The sequence below is a fragment of the Pseudomonas huaxiensis genome (assembly GCF_003231275.1).
Classification (GTDB): domain Bacteria; phylum Pseudomonadota; class Gammaproteobacteria; order Pseudomonadales; family Pseudomonadaceae; genus Aquipseudomonas; species Aquipseudomonas huaxiensis.
Genome location: NZ_QKVL01000013.1, coordinates 115,458 through 132,147 on the forward strand (window position 1 = coordinate 115,458; position 16,690 = coordinate 132,147).

Genomic DNA, 16,690 nt, shown 5'->3' on the forward strand with positions numbered 1-16,690 from the left:
GTCTGGCGCCTAGTTGCCCATGCCCACTACCAATTCGCCGTACACCGCCTTCGCCAACCTGCTCAACAGCAACGGTCATCCTGTTTCCCCCGCCGAACTGCACGGCCTGTTGCTTGGTCGTAGCTGCGCCGGCGCCGGCTTCGATGTTGACGGCTGGCTGGCCGACGCCGCCCAACTGCTGGAGTCCGAACCAGTAGACAACGTCCGCAACGCTTTGATCGGCCTCCAGGAAATGGTCAAGTCCGAACTGACCGGCGAAGACATCGCCATCGTCCTGCTGCTGCCGGGCGATGACCTGCCGCTCACCGAGCGCGCGGCTGCGCTGGGCCAATGGTGCCAGGGCTTCCTCAGCGGTTTTGGCCTGAACGCCGGCGGCAAGGACCTCAGCGGCGAGGTCAATGAAGTACTTCAGGACCTGAGCGCGATTTCGCAAGTTCAGGACGCACTGGAAGAATCCGAAGACGGCGAAAGCGACTATATGGAAGTGATGGAGTACCTGCGCGTCGCACCGCTGCTGCTCTTCACGGAATTGGCCAAGCCGGTCGCGCCTGCCGCCAAACCTTCCTTGCACTGAGGCCAAACAGGGGTTCCCCGTGGCAACAAACCATATCCCGAAAGCGGAATACGCCCGGCGCCGCAAGGCGTTGATGGCGCAGATGGAACCCAACAGCATCGCCATCCTGCCGGCTGCCGCGGTTGCCATTCGCAACCGTGACGTCGAGCACGTCTATCGCCAGGACAGCGACTTCCAGTACCTCAGCGGTTTTCCCGAACCCGAGGCGGTGATCGCCCTGATCCCCGGCCGCGAGCACGGCGAGTACGTGCTGTTCTGCCGTGAGCGTAACCCCGAGCGCGAGCAGTGGGACGGCCTGCGCGCCGGCCAGGAAGGCGCGATCCGCGACTTCGCGGCCGACGACGCCTTCCCCATCACCGATATCGACGACATTCTTCCCGGCCTGATCGAAGGGCGCGACCGCGTCTATTCGGCCATGGGCAGCAATGCCGAGTTCGACCGCCGCCTGATGGAGTGGATCAACGTGATCCGTTCCAAGGCGCGCCTGGGGGCTTCGCCGCCGAACGAATTCGTTGCCCTGGATCATCTGCTGCACGACATGCGCCTGTATAAATCGGCGGCGGAAGTGAAGGTCATGCGCGAGGCCGCGGCGATTTCCTCGCGGGCCCATGTGCGGGCCATGCAGGCCAGCCGTGCCGGCCTTCACGAATACAGCCTGGAAGCCGAGCTGGACTACGAGTTCCGCAAGGGCGGGGCGAAGATGCCGGCCTACGGGTCGATCGTCGCCGCCGGGCGCAATAGCTGCATCCTGCATTACCAGCAGAACGACGCGCCGCTCAAGGATGGCGACCTGGTGCTGATCGACGCCGGTTGCGAGATCGACTGCTACGCCAGCGACATCACCCGCACCTTCCCGGTCAGTGGGCGTTTTTCGGCGGAACAGAAGGCGATCTACGAACTGGTGCTCAAGGCACAGGAAGCGGCCTTCGCGGTCATCGCCCCCGGCAAGCACTGGAACCACGCCCACGAGGCGACGGTTCAAGTGATCACCGAAGGGCTGGTGGAACTGGGCCTGCTCAAGGGCGATGTGGCCGAACTGATCGAAACCGAGGCCTACCGGGCCTTCTACATGCACCGGGCCGGACACTGGCTGGGCATGGATGTACATGATGTCGGCGAGTACAAGGTCGGCGGTCAATGGCGCGTGCTCGAGCCGGGCATGGCCCTGACGGTCGAACCGGGTATCTACATTGCCGCGGACAACCAGAGCGTCGCCAAGAAGTGGCGCGGTATTGGTGTACGGATCGAGGACGACGTAGTGGTAACCAAGCATGGCTGTGAAATCCTGACCTCCGGTGTGCCGAAAACGGTCGCCGAAATCGAAGCCCTGATGGCCGCCGCCAGAAGCCAGGCCGCATGAGCCGGGTCAATCTGGCGATCATCGGCGGCGGCCTGGTCGGCGCCAGCCTCGCGCTGGCCCTGCAGGCTGGTGCCAAGGCCCGGGGCTGGAAGATCCTGCTGATCGAGCCGTTCGCCCCGGGCGACAGCTACCAACCCAGTTATGACGCGCGCTCTTCGGCGCTGTCGTTCGGCACCCGGCAGATCTACGAGCGCCTCGACCTGTGGCAGGTCATCAACCGCCGCGCCGAGCCGATCCGGCAGATCCAGGTGTCTGACCGCGGCCGCTTCGGCGCTACCCGTCTCGATGCCCTGGAAGAAGGCGTGCCAGCACTGGGTTACGTGGTCGAAAACGCCTGGCTCGGCCAGTGCCTGTGGCAGGGCCTCGATCCCGAAGTGGTGAGCTGGCGCTGCCCGGCGGAAGTCACCGCGATGCAGCCACTCGGCGATGGTTATCGGTTGTCGCTCAATGACGACACCGTGCTCGAATGCGACCTGGCCGTGCTCGCCGATGGCGGCCGTTCCGGCTTGCGCGAGCAACTGGGCATTCACGTCAGCCAGCGCCCGTACAACCAGAGCGCGCTGATCGCCAACATCACCCCGAGCGAAGCCCACTGCGGCCAGGCGTTCGAGCGCTTCACCGATGAAGGCCCGATGGCCTTGCTGCCGCTGCCGGAAAACCGTTGCGCGCTGGTCTGGACCCGCGCCGGGATGGACGCCAAGCGCCTGGCAGAGCTGGACGAACGACGCTTCCTCGACGAGCTCCAGAGCATCTTCGGTTACCGCCTCGGCGCGCTGCGCCAGGTCGGCGCGCGGCACCTTTATCCACTGTCGCTGGTGGAAGCGCAGGAGCAAGTGCGCCCGCATCTGGTGGTGCTTGGCAATGCCGCCCACAGCCTGCACCCGATCGCCGGGCAGGGCTTCAACCTGTCGCTGCGTGACGTGCAGTCGCTGGCTGATGGCCTGCTTGCCGGTCCCGAAACACCCGGCGACCTCGGCACACTGTTGGCCTACCGCGAGCGCCAGCGTCTGGACCAGGACCTGACCGTCGGTTTCTCCGACAAGATCACCCGCCTGTTTGGCACGGCCCAGCCGTTGATCGCCACCGGCCGCAACCTCGGCCTGCTTGGCCTCGATCTGCTGCCCCCGGCCAAGCGCTGGTTCGCCCGCCAGGCCATGGGCCTCGGCACTCGCCCTGACCTTCAAGGCAAGGCATGACCCCTTTTTTCTATTACCCGGAACAGGCTTGAAGCATGGACATGCGCGCGGATCTGTTGATTGTCGGTGCCGGTATGGTCGGCAGCGCTCTGGCCCTGGCCTTGCAGCACAGCGGCCTGGAAATCCTCCTGCTGGACGGCAGCCCCCTGTCCGTCCCGCGCTTCGATGATGCCGCGCCGTTCGAGCCCAGGGTCAGCGCCCTGTCGGCGGCCAGCCAGCGCATTCTCGATCGTCTCGGCGCCTGGCAGGGCATTTCCGAGCGGCGTGCCAGCCCTTACTCGAACATGCAGGTCTGGGACGGCAGCGGCACCGGGCAGATCCACTTTTCCGCCGCCAGCGTTCACGCCGATGTGCTGGGCCATATCGTCGAGAACCGGGTGGTTCAGGACGGCCTGCTGGAACGCCTGCACGACAGCGAAATCGGCCTGCTGGCCAATGCCCGTCTGGAACGCATGCGCCGTTCCGGCGACGAGTGGCTGCTGACCCTCGCCGACGGCCGCAACCTGCGGGCACCGCTGGTGATCGCCGCCGACGGTGCCAACTCGGCGGTGCGCCGCCTGACTGGCTGCGAAACCCGCGAATGGGATTACCTGCATCACGCCATCGTCACCAGCGTGCGTTGCGCCGAGCCGCACCAGAACACGGCCTGGCAACGTTTCACCGATGAAGGTCCGCTGGCCTTCCTGCCATTGCAGCGCGACGGTAAGCAGGATTGGTGCTCGATCGTCTGGTCGACCACGCCCGAGCGGGCGGAAAAACTTATGGCATTGCCGGACGAGGCGTTCTGCGCCGAGCTTGAGCGCGCCTTCGAAGGCCGCCTCGGTGCGGTACTGCAAGCCGATCCGCGCGTCTGCGTGCCGCTGCGCCAGCGCCATGCCAAGCGCTACGTCGCCGAGGGCCTGGCGTTGATCGGCGATGCCGCGCACACCATTCACCCGCTGGCCGGCCAGGGCGTGAACCTGGGCTTTCTCGATGCCGCGGTGCTGGCCGAAGAACTGCTAAAGGCCTACGAGCGCGGCGAGCGACTGGCCGACGTGAAGGTGCTGAGCCGCTTCGAGCGCCGGCGCATGCCGCACAACCTGGCGCTGATGGCCGCGATGGAGGGCTTCGAGCGCTTGTTCCAGGCCGATCCGCTGCCGCTGCGCTGGCTGCGTAACAGTGGCCTGAAATGGGTTGAGCAGATGCCCGAGGCCAAGGCGTTGTTCGTGCGTCAGGCGCTGGGCTTGAGCGGCGATCTGCCGGAACTGGCGAAGGCCTGAACGGCCGGCAACATCTGGTAACTCCTCGGCGAAGCGTTCGGTTTGTGATGCCAAATGACATTAACTACCATTTGCGCCTCATTTGAATTTCCGAGGAGCGCTACCGATGTCGCCACGCAAGCCTTTACTGGCCGCCCTGACCCTCACGCTGTTTGGCGGTGCTGCCCAGGCGGCGGATGAGGTGGTGGTGTACTCCTCGCGCATCGATGAACTGATCAAGCCGGTATTCGACGCCTACACCGCCAAGACCGGGGTGAAGGTCAAGTTCATCACCGACAAGGAAGCCCCGCTGATGCAGCGGATCAAGGCCGAGGGCGAGAACGGCGTGGCCGACCTGCTGCTCACCGTCGACGCCGGCAACCTCTGGCAGGCCGAGCAGATGGGCATTCTTCAGCCGATCAAGTCCGCCGTGATCGACGCCAACATCCCTGCGCAATACCGTGCGTCGTCCCATGACTGGACCGGCCTGAGCCTGCGTGCACGGACCATCGTCTACTCCACCGACCGGGTCAAACCCGAGGAACTGAGCACCTACGAGGCGCTGGCCGACAAGCAATGGGAAGGCCGCCTGTGCCTGCGCACGGCGAAGAAGGTCTACAACCAGTCGCTGACCGCCACCATGATCGAGACCCACGGCGCCGAGAAAACCGAAGAACTGGTCAAGGGCTGGGTCAACAACCTGTCTACCGACGTGTTCTCCGATGACAACGCCGTGGTCCATGCCATCGCCGCCGGCCAGTGCGATGTGGGCATCGTCAACACCTACTACTACGGCCGCCTGCACCAGGAAAACCCGAAACTGCCGGTCAAGCTGTTCTGGCCCAACCAGGCTGATCGCGGCGTGCACGTGAACCTGTCGGGCATCGGCCTGACCAAACACGCACCGCACCCGGAAGCCGCCAAGGCGCTGGTCGAGTGGATGACCGGCGAGGAAGCACAGAAGATGTTCGCGGGCATCAACCAGGAATTCCCGGCCAACCCGAAAGTCGCTCCGTCCGACGAAGTCGCGGCCTGGGGCAGCTTCAAGGCTGACAGCCTGCCGGTGGAAGTCGCCGGCAAGCGCCAGGCTGAAGCGATTCGCTTGATGGATCGGGCTGGCTGGAACTGAGTTTCAAGCCTTATTCTTGCTGCGCCCTCAAGCCCGCCCTGGCATCGCGCCGGGCGGGCTTTTTCATTGACTGCCGCCCGTAGAGACTTTCTCCTTGCCGCACCCCGTCCAACGCCGCTGGTATCCCCTGGTCTACGCCATCGCCGCGCTGGTGATGCTGCCGCTCAGTGTCTTGTTGCTGTCCTGGCAAAGCGTGGACATGCAGATCTGGTCGCACCTGCTCGATACCCAGATGAGCCGCCTGTTGAGCAACACCCTGACGCTGGTGGTTGGCGTTGGTGTGGGCGTCACCCTGCTGGGCGTCAGCCTGGCCTGGCTGACCAGCCTCTGCGAGTTTCCCGGCCGGCGCTGGCTGGATTGGGCGCTGATGTTGCCGTTCGCGATTCCCGCCTACGTGCTGGCTTTCGTTTTCGTCGGCTTGCTGGATTTCTCCGGGCCGGTGCAGACGCTGTTGCGCGAGTGGTTCGGGCCGATGCGTCTGCCGCGGGTGCGTTCCACCGGCGGGGTGATCATCGTTCTGGTGCTGGTGTTCTATCCCTACGTCTACCTGCTGGCGCGCACCGCGTTCCTCGCCCAGGGCAAGGGCCTGATGGAAGCGGCGCGGGTCCTAGGGCTTTCGCCGCTAAAGGCGTTCTGGCGGGTCGCGTTGCCGATGGCGCGTCCGGCCATCGGTGCTGGCGTGGCGCTGGCGCTGATGGAGACGCTGGCCGACTTCGGCGCCGTCTCGGTGTTCAACTTCGATACCTTCACCACGGCGATCTACAAGACCTGGTACGGCTTCTTCAGCCTGTCCAGCGCAGCGCAACTGGCCAGCCTGTTGCTGCTGGCGGTGATCCTGGTGCTCTACGGCGAACAGCGCGCCCGCGGTGCGGTGCGTGGCAGCAACGAGCGCCCGCGCGGCAAGGCGCTGTATCACTTGCGCGGGGTCAAGGCGCTGTTAGCCAGTGGCTGGTGCCTGTTGGTATTCGCCTGCGCCTTCGTCATTCCGCTGCTGCAATTGTTGGCCTGGTTCTGGCAGCGCGGGCGCTTCGACCTCGATGAGCGTTACACCAGCCTGATCCTGCACACCCTGTACCTCGGCGCCATGGCGGCGCTGATCACCGTCAGCGCGGCGCTGTTGCTGGCCTTCGCCCGCCGCCACTCCTCGGCACGGGGCATCCGCGTCGGTGTCAGTCTGGCCAATCTCGGTTACGCGTTGCCCGGCTCGGTGCTAGCGGTGGCGATCATGCTGGCGTTCAGCTATCTCGATCGCGAATTGGTGATTCCGCTCTCCGGCTGGCTCGGCGGGGCGGGCAAGCCGCTGTTGCTGGGCAGCCTGTCGGCGTTGTTGCTGGCGTATCTGGTGCGCTTCATTGCTGTGGCCTACGGCCCGCTGGAAAACAGCCTCGGGCGTATCCGCCCATCGCTGCCGGAAGCGGCGCGCAGCCTCGGAGTCAGCGGGCCGGGATTGTTTTTCAAGGTGTATCTCCCGCTGCTGGTGCCCGGTGCGTTGAGCGCGGCGCTGCTGGTGTTCGTCGATGTGCTCAAGGAAATGCCGGCAACCCTGCTGATGCGCCCGTTCGGCTGGGACACGCTGGCCGTGCGGGTCTTCGAGATGACCAGCGAAGGCGAGTGGGCGCGGGCGTCGTTGCCGGCACTGACACTGGTTCTGGTGGGACTGCTGCCGGTCATCGGGCTGATTCGGCGTTCTGCCCGTCACCCCGGTCAAAGTCGCTGAGGATGTAACCCGGCCGCCTTGCGGATACAATGCGCGGCATTCGCTGCGGCCGGCCACTGGCCGGGTAGCAGGAACGCTGCTGTCTGCCGCAGCTTCGCCACGCCCGGAAGGAGAAACCCATGGGACAGCGTACGCCTCTGTATGACCTGCACTTGGCGCTTGGCGCCAAGATGGTCGATTTTGGCGGTTGGGATATGCCCCTGCATTACGGTTCGCAGGTCGAGGAGCACCATCAAGTGCGTCGCGACTGCGGAGTTTTCGATGTTTCGCACATGACGGTGATCGACATCAGCGGTGTCGATGCCACCGAATGGCTGCGTCATCTGCTGACCAACGATGTCGCCCGCCTCGGCGAGATCGGCAAGGCCCTCTACAGCACCCTGCTCAACGATGAAGGCGGTGTGATCGACGACCTGATCGTCTATCGCCTGGCCGACGGCTATCGCCTGGTGGTCAACGCCGCGACCCGCGACAAGGACCTCGCCTGGCTCGAAGCGCACAAAAGCGGCTTCGAAGTGCAGTTCCGCGAGCGCCCTGAGCTGGCGATCCTCGCGATCCAGGGCCCGCAGGCGCGGGAGAAGGTTGCCGAACTGCTCAGCGCCGCGCGCGCCGAGCTGATCCGCGACCTCAAGCCTTTCGAAGGGCAATTCGAAGGTGACTGGTTTATCGCCCGCACCGGCTACACCGGTGAAGACGGTCTGGAAATCATCCTGCCGGCCTTGCAGGCGCCAGCGTTCTTCAACGATCTGGTCGGCGCCGGCATTGCCCCGAGTGGCCTCGGTGCACGTGACACGCTGCGCCTGGAAGCCGGGATGAACCTGTACGGCAACGATATCGACGAGGCGCATTCGCCGCTGACCTCGAACCTGGCCTGGAGCATCGCCTGGGATCCCGCAGGGCGTGATTTCATTGGGCGCCAGGCGCTGGAAACGGAAAAAGCCGGTGGTATTTCGCAGAAACTGGTGGGCCTGGTGCTGGAAGAACGCGGTGTCCTGCGTGCCCATCAGGTGGTTCGTGTTGCTGAAATTGGCGAAGGGGAGATAACCAGTGGTAGTTTCTCTCCTACGCTGAGCAAGGCGATTGCTCTGGCGCGCCTTCCAATGGCGACCGCCGACCGTGCCGAAGTGGAAATCCGCGGCAAGTGGTACCCGGTGCGGGTGGTCAAGCCGACGTTCGTGCGTCATGGCAGGATCCTGATCTGAATTCATTCCGGCGGGCCGACCGCTGACCTGTTGAGGAAAAACAATTATGAGCAATGTTCCCGCCGATCTGCGTTTTGCCGAAAGCCATGAATGGGCGCGGCTTGAGGCCGATGGCACCGTGACCGTCGGTATCAGTGACCATGCCCAGGAAGCCCTGGGTGACGTGGTATTCGTCGAGCTGGCGGAAGTGGGCAAGGTGTTTGGCCAGGGTGATGCGGCTGGCGTGGTGGAATCGGTCAAGGCCGCTTCGGATATCTACGCCCCGGTTGGCGGCGAAGTCATCGCCGTGAACGAAGACCTGGCCGACAGCCCGGAGCAACTGAACGAAGACCCGTACGGCGCGTGGATCTTCAAGCTGAAGCCATCCAACCCGGCTGAGCTGCAAAAGCTGCTGGACGCGGCGGGCTACAAGTCTGCTATCGGCGAGTGATGTTTTTGGAGGGCTGATCGCGCCGAACCGTCGCGACGCTCTCCCCAAAATTTCCACGCAATCGGTAATCCCTTCCTAGACTCAATAGGCCCCGGCCTACCTCGGGGCTTGGTCTAGGAAGAGAGAGCCGCTATGTCCTTGTTGCCGTCCCTGAGCCAACTGCAAGACCCCAATGCGTTCCTGCGCCGCCACCTCGGCCCCGATGCCGCCGAGCAGCACGCCATGCTCGATGTGCTGGGCGTTGCCAGCCGCAGTGAACTGATCGAACAGACGGTGCCGCCCGGCATCCGCTTCAATCGCCCCCTCGACTTGCCACCGGCCCTGGATGAACAGGCAGCGCTGGCGCGTCTGCGCGCTTACGCCGAACAGAACCAGTTGTGGACCAGCCTCATCGGCATGGGCTATCACGGCACGCGTACGCCCACCGTCATTCTGCGCAACGTACTGGAAAATCCCGGTTGGTACACCGCCTACACGCCCTATCAGCCGGAAATCGCCCAAGGCCGCCTGGAAGCCTTGCTGAATTTCCAGCAGATGGTCATCGACCTGACCGGCCTGGACCTGGCCAATGCCTCGTTGCTGGACGAAGCCACCGCGGCGGGCGAAGCCATGGCCTTGGCCAAGCGGGTGGCGAAATCCCGCAGCAACCTGTTCTTCGCCGACGAGCACTGTCACCCGCAGACCCTCTCGGTGCTGCAGACCCGCGCCGAAGGCTTCGGCTTCGAGCTGATCGTCGACTCGCTGGAGAATCTGGGCAAGCACCAGGTGTTCGGCGCGCTGCTGCAGTACCCCAACACCCACGGCGGCGTGCACGACCTGCGCCCGGCCATCGAGCATTTGCACGGGCAGCAGGCGATCGCCTGTGTCGCCGCCGACCTGCTCAGCCTGTTGCTGCTGGCGCCACCGGGCGAACAGGGCGCCGATGTGGTGCTCGGCTCGACTCAGCGCTTTGGCGTGCCCATGGGGTATGGCGGGCCACATGCGGCCTATTTCGCTTGCCGTGACGAATTCAAGCGGGCCATGCCCGGTCGCATCATCGGTGTGTCGAAAGACGCCCGCGGCAGCCTGGCGCTGCGCATGGCCCTGCAAACCCGCGAACAACACATCCGCCGCGAGAAGGCCAACTCGAACATCTGCACCGCCCAGGTACTGCTGGCCAATATCGCCGGCTTCTATGCCGTCTATCACGGGCCTGACGGGCTGCGGCGCATCGCCCAGCGCGTGCACCGGCTGACCACCATTCTGGCCGCTGGCCTGGAGCGCAGTGGTGTCAAACGGCTGAACGCGCACTTCTTCGACACCCTGACCCTGGACGTCGGCGGCAGCCAGACGGCGATCATCCAGAGCGCTGAAGCGGCGCGGATCAACCTGCGGATTCTCGGTCGCGGCCACCTCGGCGTGAGCCTCGACGAGACCTGCGACGAAACCACCGTGCTGCGCCTGTTCGACATCTTCCTCGGCGCCGACCACGGCCAGCAGGTTGATGCACTGGACGGCGAAGACCTGCCCGCTGGCATCCCCGCCGCGCTGCTGCGCCAGTCCGATTACCTGACGCATCCGGTCTTCAACCTGCACCACAGCGAAACCGAGATGCTGCGTTATCTCAAGCAGCTGGAAAACAAGGATCTGGCGCTGAACCAGTCAATGATCCCGCTGGGCTCCTGCACCATGAAACTCAACGCCAGCAGCGAGATGATCCCCATCACCTGGCCGGGGTTTGCCGACCTGCACCCGTTCGTGCCGCTGACGCAGGCGGCGGGCTACAAGGCGCTGATCGATGAGCTGGAAAGCTGGCTGTGCGCAATCACCGGTTTCGATGCCATCTGCATGCAGCCCAACTCCGGCGCGCAAGGCGAATATGCCGGCCTGTTGGCGATCAGCAAATACCACCGCAGTCGTCAGCAGGGGCAGCGCGATATCTGCCTGATCCCGGCGTCGGCCCACGGCACCAACCCGGCGTCGGCGCAGATGGCCGGCATGCAGGTGGTGATCGTCGCCTGCGACACGGCCGGCAACGTCGATCTGGAAGACCTCAAGGCCAGGGCGGCGGAGGCCGGGGAGCGGCTGTCCTGCCTGATGGCGACCTACCCCTCGACCCACGGCGTGTACGAGGAAGGCATCAGCGAAATCTGCGAAGTTATCCACAGCCACGGCGGCCAGGTTTACATGGACGGCGCCAACCTCAATGCCCAGGTCGGCCTCGCGCGGCCGGCGGACATTGGTGCCGATGTTTCGCACATGAACCTGCACAAGACCTTCTGCATTCCCCATGGTGGCGGCGGTCCGGGCATGGGCCCGATTGGCGTGCGCGCGCACCTTGCGCCCTTCGTCGCCAGCCACCCGGTGGTGCCGGTGCCGGGGCCTGATCCGCAGAACAGCGCTGTCAGCGCCGCGCCGTGGGGCAGTGCGAGCATCTTGCCGATCAGTTGGATGTACATCGCGATGATGGGCCCGCAACTGGCCGACGCCAGCGAGGTGGCGATTCTGTCCGCCAACTACCTGGCCCAGCGCCTCGGCGGGGCATTCCCGGTGCTCTATCGCGGGCGCAACGAGCGGGTGGCCCATGAATGCATCCTCGACCTGCGACCGCTGAAAGCGCAGACCGGGATCAGCGAGGAAGACGTCGCCAAGCGCCTGATGGACTATGGCTTCCATGCCCCGACCATGTCGTTCCCGGTGCCGGGGACGTTGATGGTGGAACCCACCGAGAGCGAGCCGAAGGCCGAGCTGGACCGTTTTGTCGAAGCGATGCTGAGCATCCGCGCGGAAATCGCCGAAGTGCAGAACGGCAACTGGCCCGCCGAGGACAATCCGCTCAAGCATGCGCCACATACCCTCGCGGATGTGCTGGCGCGTTGGGATCGGCCCTACAGCATCGAGCAGGGCGTGGCGCCCAGTGCCCACGCCAGGGCGCACAAGTATTGGCCGGCGGTAAACCGGGTAGACAACGTCTACGGCGACCGCAACCTGTTCTGTGCCTGCGTGCCGGTGGAGGATTACCGCTGAGGGAAGATGGGCGACCCGGCCGGGTCGCCCGCAGGTGTCACTCGGTGATTGCGCTGTTGCGCGCCAGGATGGCGTTGGCCAGTTCCATGTCGCTGGCGTTCAGGCTCGGGTTTTCCGCGCGGGCCTGGCGCAGGGCCGCTTCGAGGAATGGACCGCGGATCGCGCCTTCGCTGGCGACGAAGCTGCCGGCATCATCCTGCGCGGCGGCAACCAGCTTGTGGTCACGGGAGGTCAGGTAGGTCGAGGCGGTGGTCGCGCCCGAAGAAATCACGTTGCGCCAGAAGGGGTCGGCCATGGCCGAGGCCGAGGCGAGGGACAGCAGGGTGAGGGTGGCGATGGCAAAGGGGCGACGCATGATTCCAGGGCTCCGGGAGTGGGAAAGGTCTTCGCGAGCAAGCTCGCTCCTACAGAGGTTGATGTCGGTAGGAGCGAGCTTGCTCGCGATGCTTTAAAGGCCGAATTTGGACATCGGCCTCGCAACAAGTTCCCGATGGCACTACGCCGAAACCCGATCCACCTCCACCGCGGTGGTCACCCCCGCCGCTACCTTGCGCAGCCCGTTCTCTCGCAGGTCGAGCATGCCCTCGGCCCGTGCCCGCTGGCGCAAGCTCGTCAGGTCGCAGTCCCCGCTGATAAGCGCCTTGAGCCCGTCACTCACCGTCAGTACTTCATACAGGCCTGTGCGGCCCTGATAGCCGGTCTGCCGGCATTCCTTGCAACCCACAGCGCTGGCCTCACCCGGCGCCTTGCACGCGATACACAGCGTGCGCACCAGTCGTTGGGCGACCACGCCCACCAGGGTCGACTTGATCAAATAATGTGCAACGCCCAGCTCCAGTAGCCGGCCTATCGCACCGCTGGCATCGTTGGTGTGCAGCGTGGACAACACCAGATGCCCGGTCAGCGCCGCCTGAATCGCCACTTGGGCGGTTTCAAGGTCGCGGATCTCGCCCACCATGATGATGTCCGGATCCTGGCGCAGCAGCGCACGTACGCCGTTGGCAAAACCAAGGTCGATGCCAGGCTGCACCTGGGTCTGGTTGAAGGCCGGCTCGACCATCTCGATAGGGTCTTCCAGGGTGCAGACATTGACCTGCGGCGTGGCCAGTTGCTTGAGGGCGCTGTACAGGGTGCTGGTCTTGCCCGAGCCGGTCGGGCCGGTCACCAGGATGATGCCGTGGGGCTGGCGCAGCATGGCTTGCCAGCGGGCCAGTTCGTCGCCGTCCAGACCCAGGCCGTTGAAGTCCTGGCGCAGCAACTGTGGGTCGAAGATGCGTATCACCAGCTTCTCGCCGAAGGTGGTCGGCAGGGTCGACAGGCGCAACTCCACCTCGTCGCCGGCCGGGGTGCGGGTTTTGATTCGGCCATCCTGCGGTCGACGTTTCTCCGCGACGTTCATGCGTCCGAGGCTTTTCAGGCGGCTGGTGATCGCCAGGGTGACTGCGGGCGGGAAGGGATAGGTGTCGTGCAGCACGCCGTCGATGCGCAGGCGCAGTCGGCCCTGTTCGCGGCGGGGCTCGAGGTGGATATCGCTGGCGCGTTGCTCGAAGGCGTATTGCAGCAGCCAGTCGACGATGCTGACGATGTGTGCGTCGTCGGCGTCGTGCGGGCCGTTGCCCAGTTCCAGCAACTGCTCCAGATCGCCGCTCGCGGGCGCGGGCATGTCCAGATGGCTGGCGCCGCTGACCGATTGGGCGAGGCGAAAGAAATCCTGGCTCAACTGGCGAATCCGTTCGGGGCTGGCGACAACCCGCAGCACGCGGCGCTTGAGCACCTGGGCCAGGTCCATCTCCCAACCGCACACATAAGGCTCGGCGCTGGCGACGGTGACGCTGTCACGGTCCTGGGCCACGGCAAGAATACCGTGCCGACGGGCGAAGGCCGCCGACATCAGCCCGGTCATCCCGGCGAGATCGATGCTCAGCGGGTCGAGGCGCAGAAAGGGTTGCCCGGCCTGTTCGGCAAGCCATTGGCAGAGGTTGTCCAGGTCGAGTGTCTGGCCGGGACGCTGCAGATCATCCAGGCGCTGGCGGGCGATGTATTCGAGGGGATGGTCGGTGCGTGGGGCACCGCTGAAGTGTTGGCGGGCCTGGGGCGCGATACGCCGTTGGGCGATCAGTTCATCGAGCAGGCTGGAAAGGTCCAGCGTGCGGTCGGTGGCGGGGGCGGGCATGCGACGTCCTTGTGTGCGCTTCCAAGCAGCCAAGGCTAGCCGTCGTTGCGCGCGCCGTCGGGACGTAAGCGTTGCCGGATTTATCCGTGCCAGCCGACCCGCTGTGGATTGGCCGGCAGCAGCGCGGTGAGCACGGCCACTTCGCAGACACAGACCAGGTTGCGCATTTTCTGCGCAATCAACTGGGCGCGGTTCCAGTTCAGGCCGTCGATGGCGATGTCGATGTGCAGCAGGTCGGCCTCCTGGCGCATGTTCACGCCATGCGGCATCAAACATTGCAGGGCGAACAGGTTGAGCACCCGGCACAGGCTGTCCGACTCGGCCTCGGCTTGCAGCTGGTAGTGGTAGCGAACCTTGTTGTTCTCGTTGCAGGCAACAGTGGGTTCGAAAAGCTGCGGGGCGGCGAAGTGGTCAGGCCGTTCGAGTACGGTCATGGGTGTTCTCCAAAAACGATGGAGGAATTTTTACACGGCGTGGCGGAGATTATTTTCCTATCATTGACCGATACGAGCTTTTTTCGAATTGTTCAATTCGTCTATGTGTCGATGGGAGAAATAATCATGCAAATCGAGCTGGACGCTTACGACCGCCGCATCCTCGCCGTGCTGCAAGAGGACGCTTCGTTGTCCAGCGCGCAGGTGGCAGAGCGGGTCGGGCTTTCGCAGTCACCGTGCTGGCGACGCATTCAGCGCTTGAAGGAGGAGGGGGTGATCCGTGCGCAGGTGAGCCTGCTCGATCGCAAGAAGGTGGGGCTGAACACGCAGATTTTCGCCGAGGTGAAGCTCAATGCTCACGGGCGCTCGAACTTCGCCGAATTCACCGAGGCGATTCGCGGGTTTCCGGAAGTGCTGGAGTGTTATGTGCTGATGGGCGCGGTGGATTTTCTGCTGCGGATCGTCACCTCGGATATCGAGGCCTACGAGCGCTTCTTCTTTGAAAAGCTGTCGCTGGTGCCGGGGATTCAGGAGGTCAATTCGACGGTGGCACTGTCGGAGATCAAATCTACCACCAGCCTGCCGCTGATGCGGTGAGCGTTGTCGCGGGCAGGCGTTGAAACCTGCCCGCGACCCTAATGCCTGTCAGTTAAGCCTGTTGACGCCCTTCGCGACGGTTCGGCGCCCCGACAAGCTCGCTCCTACACTGTAGGAGCGAGCTTGTCGGGGCGCCGACCCGTCGCGAAGGGCTGCATAAAACGCTAACTGACTGACATTACCCGCGACCCTGGCTTATTTGCGCGCCAGTTGTTTCCAGCCGCGGCACTGGGCAACGGCGAAGGCTTGCTGGACGCGGGCGTCCAGCACTTCGTCGCTGATGGGCAGGCATGCCAATTGTTGCAGCTTGCTCAACTCGCCGTAGAGGCGGTCCAGTTCCGGAACTTCCAGCACATCGCGGGCATGGTGCAGCCAGGCCAGCAGGCGCTCGATGCGCGGCAGTTGCTCGGCGAGGTCTTCCGGCTGCTGCTGGTACAGCGGCAGTTGCAGGGCCTTGGCCTCGTCGCCGAATTCCACGGTCAGCCAACTGGCCAGAGGTGCTGCGCCCTGGCGGTCGCCGCGCTTGTTGCGGTCAACGGTCCAGGCGCGGGCCAGCAGCCAGCGCGAGGTGTCCAGGGAGAACTGGCCCCAGCGGGTGTCCAGCAGTTCTTCGGCGAACTGCTCAGGCGCGGCGCGACGAACGTCTTCGTCGTCATTACCGGCCAGGACCACGGTGCGCCAGTCTTCCAGCAGGGCGTCGAGACTGCCGCGCAGGGCGCGGGTGGTGGCGCGCGGTGCTGCCTGGCCGAGGCTGCTGGCCAGGCCGCGCAGTTCAGCGAGGCACTGCACCCAGTCCTGCAGCAGGCGCCAGTGGCCGTTGTAACGGTATTGCTCGGCCAGGCGCTGGCTGCTGCCGAGCAACTGCCAGGCGATGGCGGCGAAGGCGTCGTCCAGCGACATTTCCGGGGTCAGCTCGGCGGCGGGCAGGCTGAGCTGATAGCTGGCCGGGTCAAGCAGGCGGTAGCCGCGCTCGGCCTTGCTGATATCGCAAGGGAACAGCGGCAGGGTTGCCGCCAGTTCGGCAGCCAGTTCCAGCAGGGCTGCCGGTTCGCCTTCGCGCAGTTCCAGTTCCAGCTCGCAGATTTCTTCCTTCTGCTTGCCGACGATAACGGTGCCGAGGTCCAGGGCGGCTTCAATTACCACTTTGGACTTGCCGCGGCCCCAGGCGATGTCGGCGTATTCGCGGACGAAATCGGTGGTGAACAGCGGCTTGATGGTTTTCTTGTCCAGCTCCGCCAGTTCGGCGGGCCAGCACTGATCGTCGAGCTTCTTCAGGTCCAGCTTGGCCTTGGGCAGCTCCCACTGGAACTCATTGCGCTCGGACAGGCCGGCAACGCTCTGGCCGCGGGTTTTCAGGGTCTGGATCACCACGTCGCCGTCGCGGCGCAGGCGCAGGGCGACTTTGGCTGCAGCAAGATCGCGCTCCGGGGTGTCGAAGTACTGGTTGAGCAGCTCACGCTGCTGCCAGCCGGACTTGTTGCGCTTCTTCAGCAATGGGTGCTCACGCAGCGCGGCGAGGGTCTCGCGGCTGATCCGCAGTTTGATTTCGGTTTCTTTGTTCATTGCTGGGTAACCAGAAGGGCGGGGACGTCTTGGCCGTGCAGTGTACAGGACTCGATCGCTCGCGGTTTATT

14 protein-coding genes are annotated in these 16,690 nt (G+C 64.7%); 10 read left to right on the forward strand and 4 right to left on the reverse strand.

Annotated elements, in window-relative coordinates:
- Positions 1-19 precede the first annotated feature (19 nt).
- The 9 genes from DM374_RS16095 (at position 20) to gcvP (ending at position 11,852) form a co-directional block, all read left to right on the forward strand.
- Positions 20-574: a YecA/YgfB family protein gene (locus DM374_RS16095; RefSeq protein WP_110970750.1), complete on the forward strand. Its 555-nt coding sequence runs from the start codon at positions 20-22 to the stop codon at positions 572-574.
- Between the two features lie 19 nt (positions 575-593).
- A complete protein-coding gene (pepP, locus tag DM374_RS16100) occupies positions 594-1,934 on the forward strand; it encodes a Xaa-Pro aminopeptidase (RefSeq protein WP_110970751.1) in 1,341 nt (446 codons plus the stop codon).
- Positions 1,931-3,130: a 2-octaprenyl-6-methoxyphenyl hydroxylase gene (gene ubiH / locus DM374_RS16105; RefSeq protein ID WP_110970752.1), complete on the forward strand. Its 1,200-nt coding sequence runs from the start codon at positions 1,931-1,933 to the stop codon at positions 3,128-3,130. Before pepP ends, ubiH begins: the two co-directional genes overlap by 4 nt.
- Before the next feature lie 41 nt (positions 3,131-3,171).
- Positions 3,172-4,389, forward strand: coding sequence for a 2-octaprenyl-3-methyl-6-methoxy-1,4-benzoquinol hydroxylase (locus DM374_RS16110; protein ID WP_177431567.1), 1,218 nt, complete (start codon positions 3,172-3,174; stop codon positions 4,387-4,389).
- Positions 4,390-4,495: 106 nt separating this feature from the next.
- The gene (locus tag DM374_RS16115) at positions 4,496-5,497 is read left to right on the forward strand and encodes an extracellular solute-binding protein (protein WP_110970754.1); all 1,002 of its coding nucleotides are present in this window, start codon (positions 4,496-4,498) and stop codon (positions 5,495-5,497) included.
- Positions 5,498-5,591: 94 nt separating this feature from the next.
- A complete protein-coding gene (locus tag DM374_RS16120) occupies positions 5,592-7,214 on the forward strand; it encodes an ABC transporter permease (RefSeq protein ID WP_110970755.1) in 1,623 nt (540 codons plus the stop codon).
- 119 nt (positions 7,215-7,333) lie between these two features.
- Positions 7,334-8,416 carry a glycine cleavage system aminomethyltransferase GcvT gene (gene gcvT / locus DM374_RS16125; RefSeq protein ID WP_110970756.1) on the forward strand — a complete coding sequence of 361 codons (1,083 nt, stop codon included), beginning with the start codon at positions 7,334-7,336 and terminating at the stop codon, positions 8,414-8,416.
- 46 nt (positions 8,417-8,462) lie between these two features.
- On the forward strand, positions 8,463-8,846 hold the full coding sequence (gene gcvH / locus DM374_RS16130) for a glycine cleavage system protein GcvH (protein ID WP_110970757.1): 384 nt from the start codon (positions 8,463-8,465) through the stop codon (positions 8,844-8,846).
- A 132-nt stretch (positions 8,847-8,978) separates the two neighbouring features.
- A complete protein-coding gene (gene gcvP, locus DM374_RS16135) occupies positions 8,979-11,852 on the forward strand; it encodes an aminomethyl-transferring glycine dehydrogenase (RefSeq protein WP_110970758.1) in 2,874 nt (957 codons plus the stop codon).
- A 37-nt stretch (positions 11,853-11,889) separates the two neighbouring features.
- On the opposite strand, the gene DM374_RS16140 is transcribed toward gcvP, so the two are convergent.
- From DM374_RS16140 to DM374_RS16150, 3 genes are all read right to left on the reverse strand, one after another.
- Positions 11,890-12,207, reverse strand: coding sequence for a DUF2388 domain-containing protein (locus DM374_RS16140; protein ID WP_095156423.1), 318 nt, complete (start codon positions 12,205-12,207; stop codon positions 11,890-11,892).
- A gap of 141 nt (positions 12,208-12,348) precedes the next feature.
- Positions 12,349-14,025 carry a GspE/PulE family protein gene (locus DM374_RS16145; RefSeq protein WP_110970759.1) on the reverse strand — a complete coding sequence of 559 codons (1,677 nt, stop codon included), beginning with the start codon at positions 14,023-14,025 and terminating at the stop codon, positions 12,349-12,351.
- Between the two features lie 80 nt (positions 14,026-14,105).
- Complete coding sequence (locus DM374_RS16150) at positions 14,106-14,459, reverse strand: hypothetical protein (protein ID WP_110970760.1); 354 nt, start codon at positions 14,457-14,459, stop codon at positions 14,106-14,108.
- A 126-nt stretch (positions 14,460-14,585) separates the two neighbouring features.
- Between DM374_RS16150 and DM374_RS16155 the strand changes: the two genes are divergently transcribed.
- The gene (locus tag DM374_RS16155) at positions 14,586-15,056 is read left to right on the forward strand and encodes an Lrp/AsnC family transcriptional regulator (protein ID WP_110970761.1); all 471 of its coding nucleotides are present in this window, start codon (positions 14,586-14,588) and stop codon (positions 15,054-15,056) included.
- Positions 15,057-15,251: 195 nt separating this feature from the next.
- Here DM374_RS16155 and DM374_RS16160 read toward each other — a convergent pair whose 3' ends face one another.
- Positions 15,252-16,619, reverse strand: coding sequence for a CYTH domain-containing protein (locus DM374_RS16160; RefSeq protein WP_110970762.1), 1,368 nt, complete (start codon positions 16,617-16,619; stop codon positions 15,252-15,254).
- Between the last annotated feature and the right edge of the window lie 71 nt (positions 16,620-16,690).

What these genes read in the sequence shown, in the direction of transcription:
- DM374_RS16140 (WP_095156423.1), bottom strand. Translation starts at nt 12,207, where the DNA reads ATGCGTCGCCCCTTTGCCATCGCCACCCTCACCCTGCTGTCCCTCGCC.
- DM374_RS16145 (WP_110970759.1), bottom strand. Translation starts at nt 14,025, where the DNA reads ATGCCCGCCCCCGCCACCGACCGCACGCTGGACCTTTCCAGCCTGCTC.
- DM374_RS16155 (WP_110970761.1), top strand. Translation starts at nt 14,586, where the DNA reads ATGCAAATCGAGCTGGACGCTTACGACCGCCGCATCCTCGCCGTGCTG.
- DM374_RS16095 (WP_110970750.1), top strand. Translation starts at nt 20, where the DNA reads ATGCCCACTACCAATTCGCCGTACACCGCCTTCGCCAACCTGCTCAAC.
- gcvT (WP_110970756.1), top strand. Translation starts at nt 7,334, where the DNA reads ATGGGACAGCGTACGCCTCTGTATGACCTGCACTTGGCGCTTGGCGCC.
- gcvH (WP_110970757.1), top strand. Translation starts at nt 8,463, where the DNA reads ATGAGCAATGTTCCCGCCGATCTGCGTTTTGCCGAAAGCCATGAATGG.
- DM374_RS16160 (WP_110970762.1), bottom strand. Translation starts at nt 16,619, where the DNA reads ATGAACAAAGAAACCGAAATCAAACTGCGGATCAGCCGCGAGACCCTC.
- gcvP (WP_110970758.1), top strand. Translation starts at nt 8,979, where the DNA reads ATGTCCTTGTTGCCGTCCCTGAGCCAACTGCAAGACCCCAATGCGTTC.
- ubiH (WP_110970752.1), top strand. Translation starts at nt 1,931, where the DNA reads ATGAGCCGGGTCAATCTGGCGATCATCGGCGGCGGCCTGGTCGGCGCC.
- DM374_RS16115 (WP_110970754.1), top strand. Translation starts at nt 4,496, where the DNA reads ATGTCGCCACGCAAGCCTTTACTGGCCGCCCTGACCCTCACGCTGTTT.
- DM374_RS16150 (WP_110970760.1), bottom strand. Translation starts at nt 14,459, where the DNA reads ATGACCGTACTCGAACGGCCTGACCACTTCGCCGCCCCGCAGCTTTTC.
- DM374_RS16110 (WP_177431567.1), top strand. Translation starts at nt 3,172, where the DNA reads ATGCGCGCGGATCTGTTGATTGTCGGTGCCGGTATGGTCGGCAGCGCT.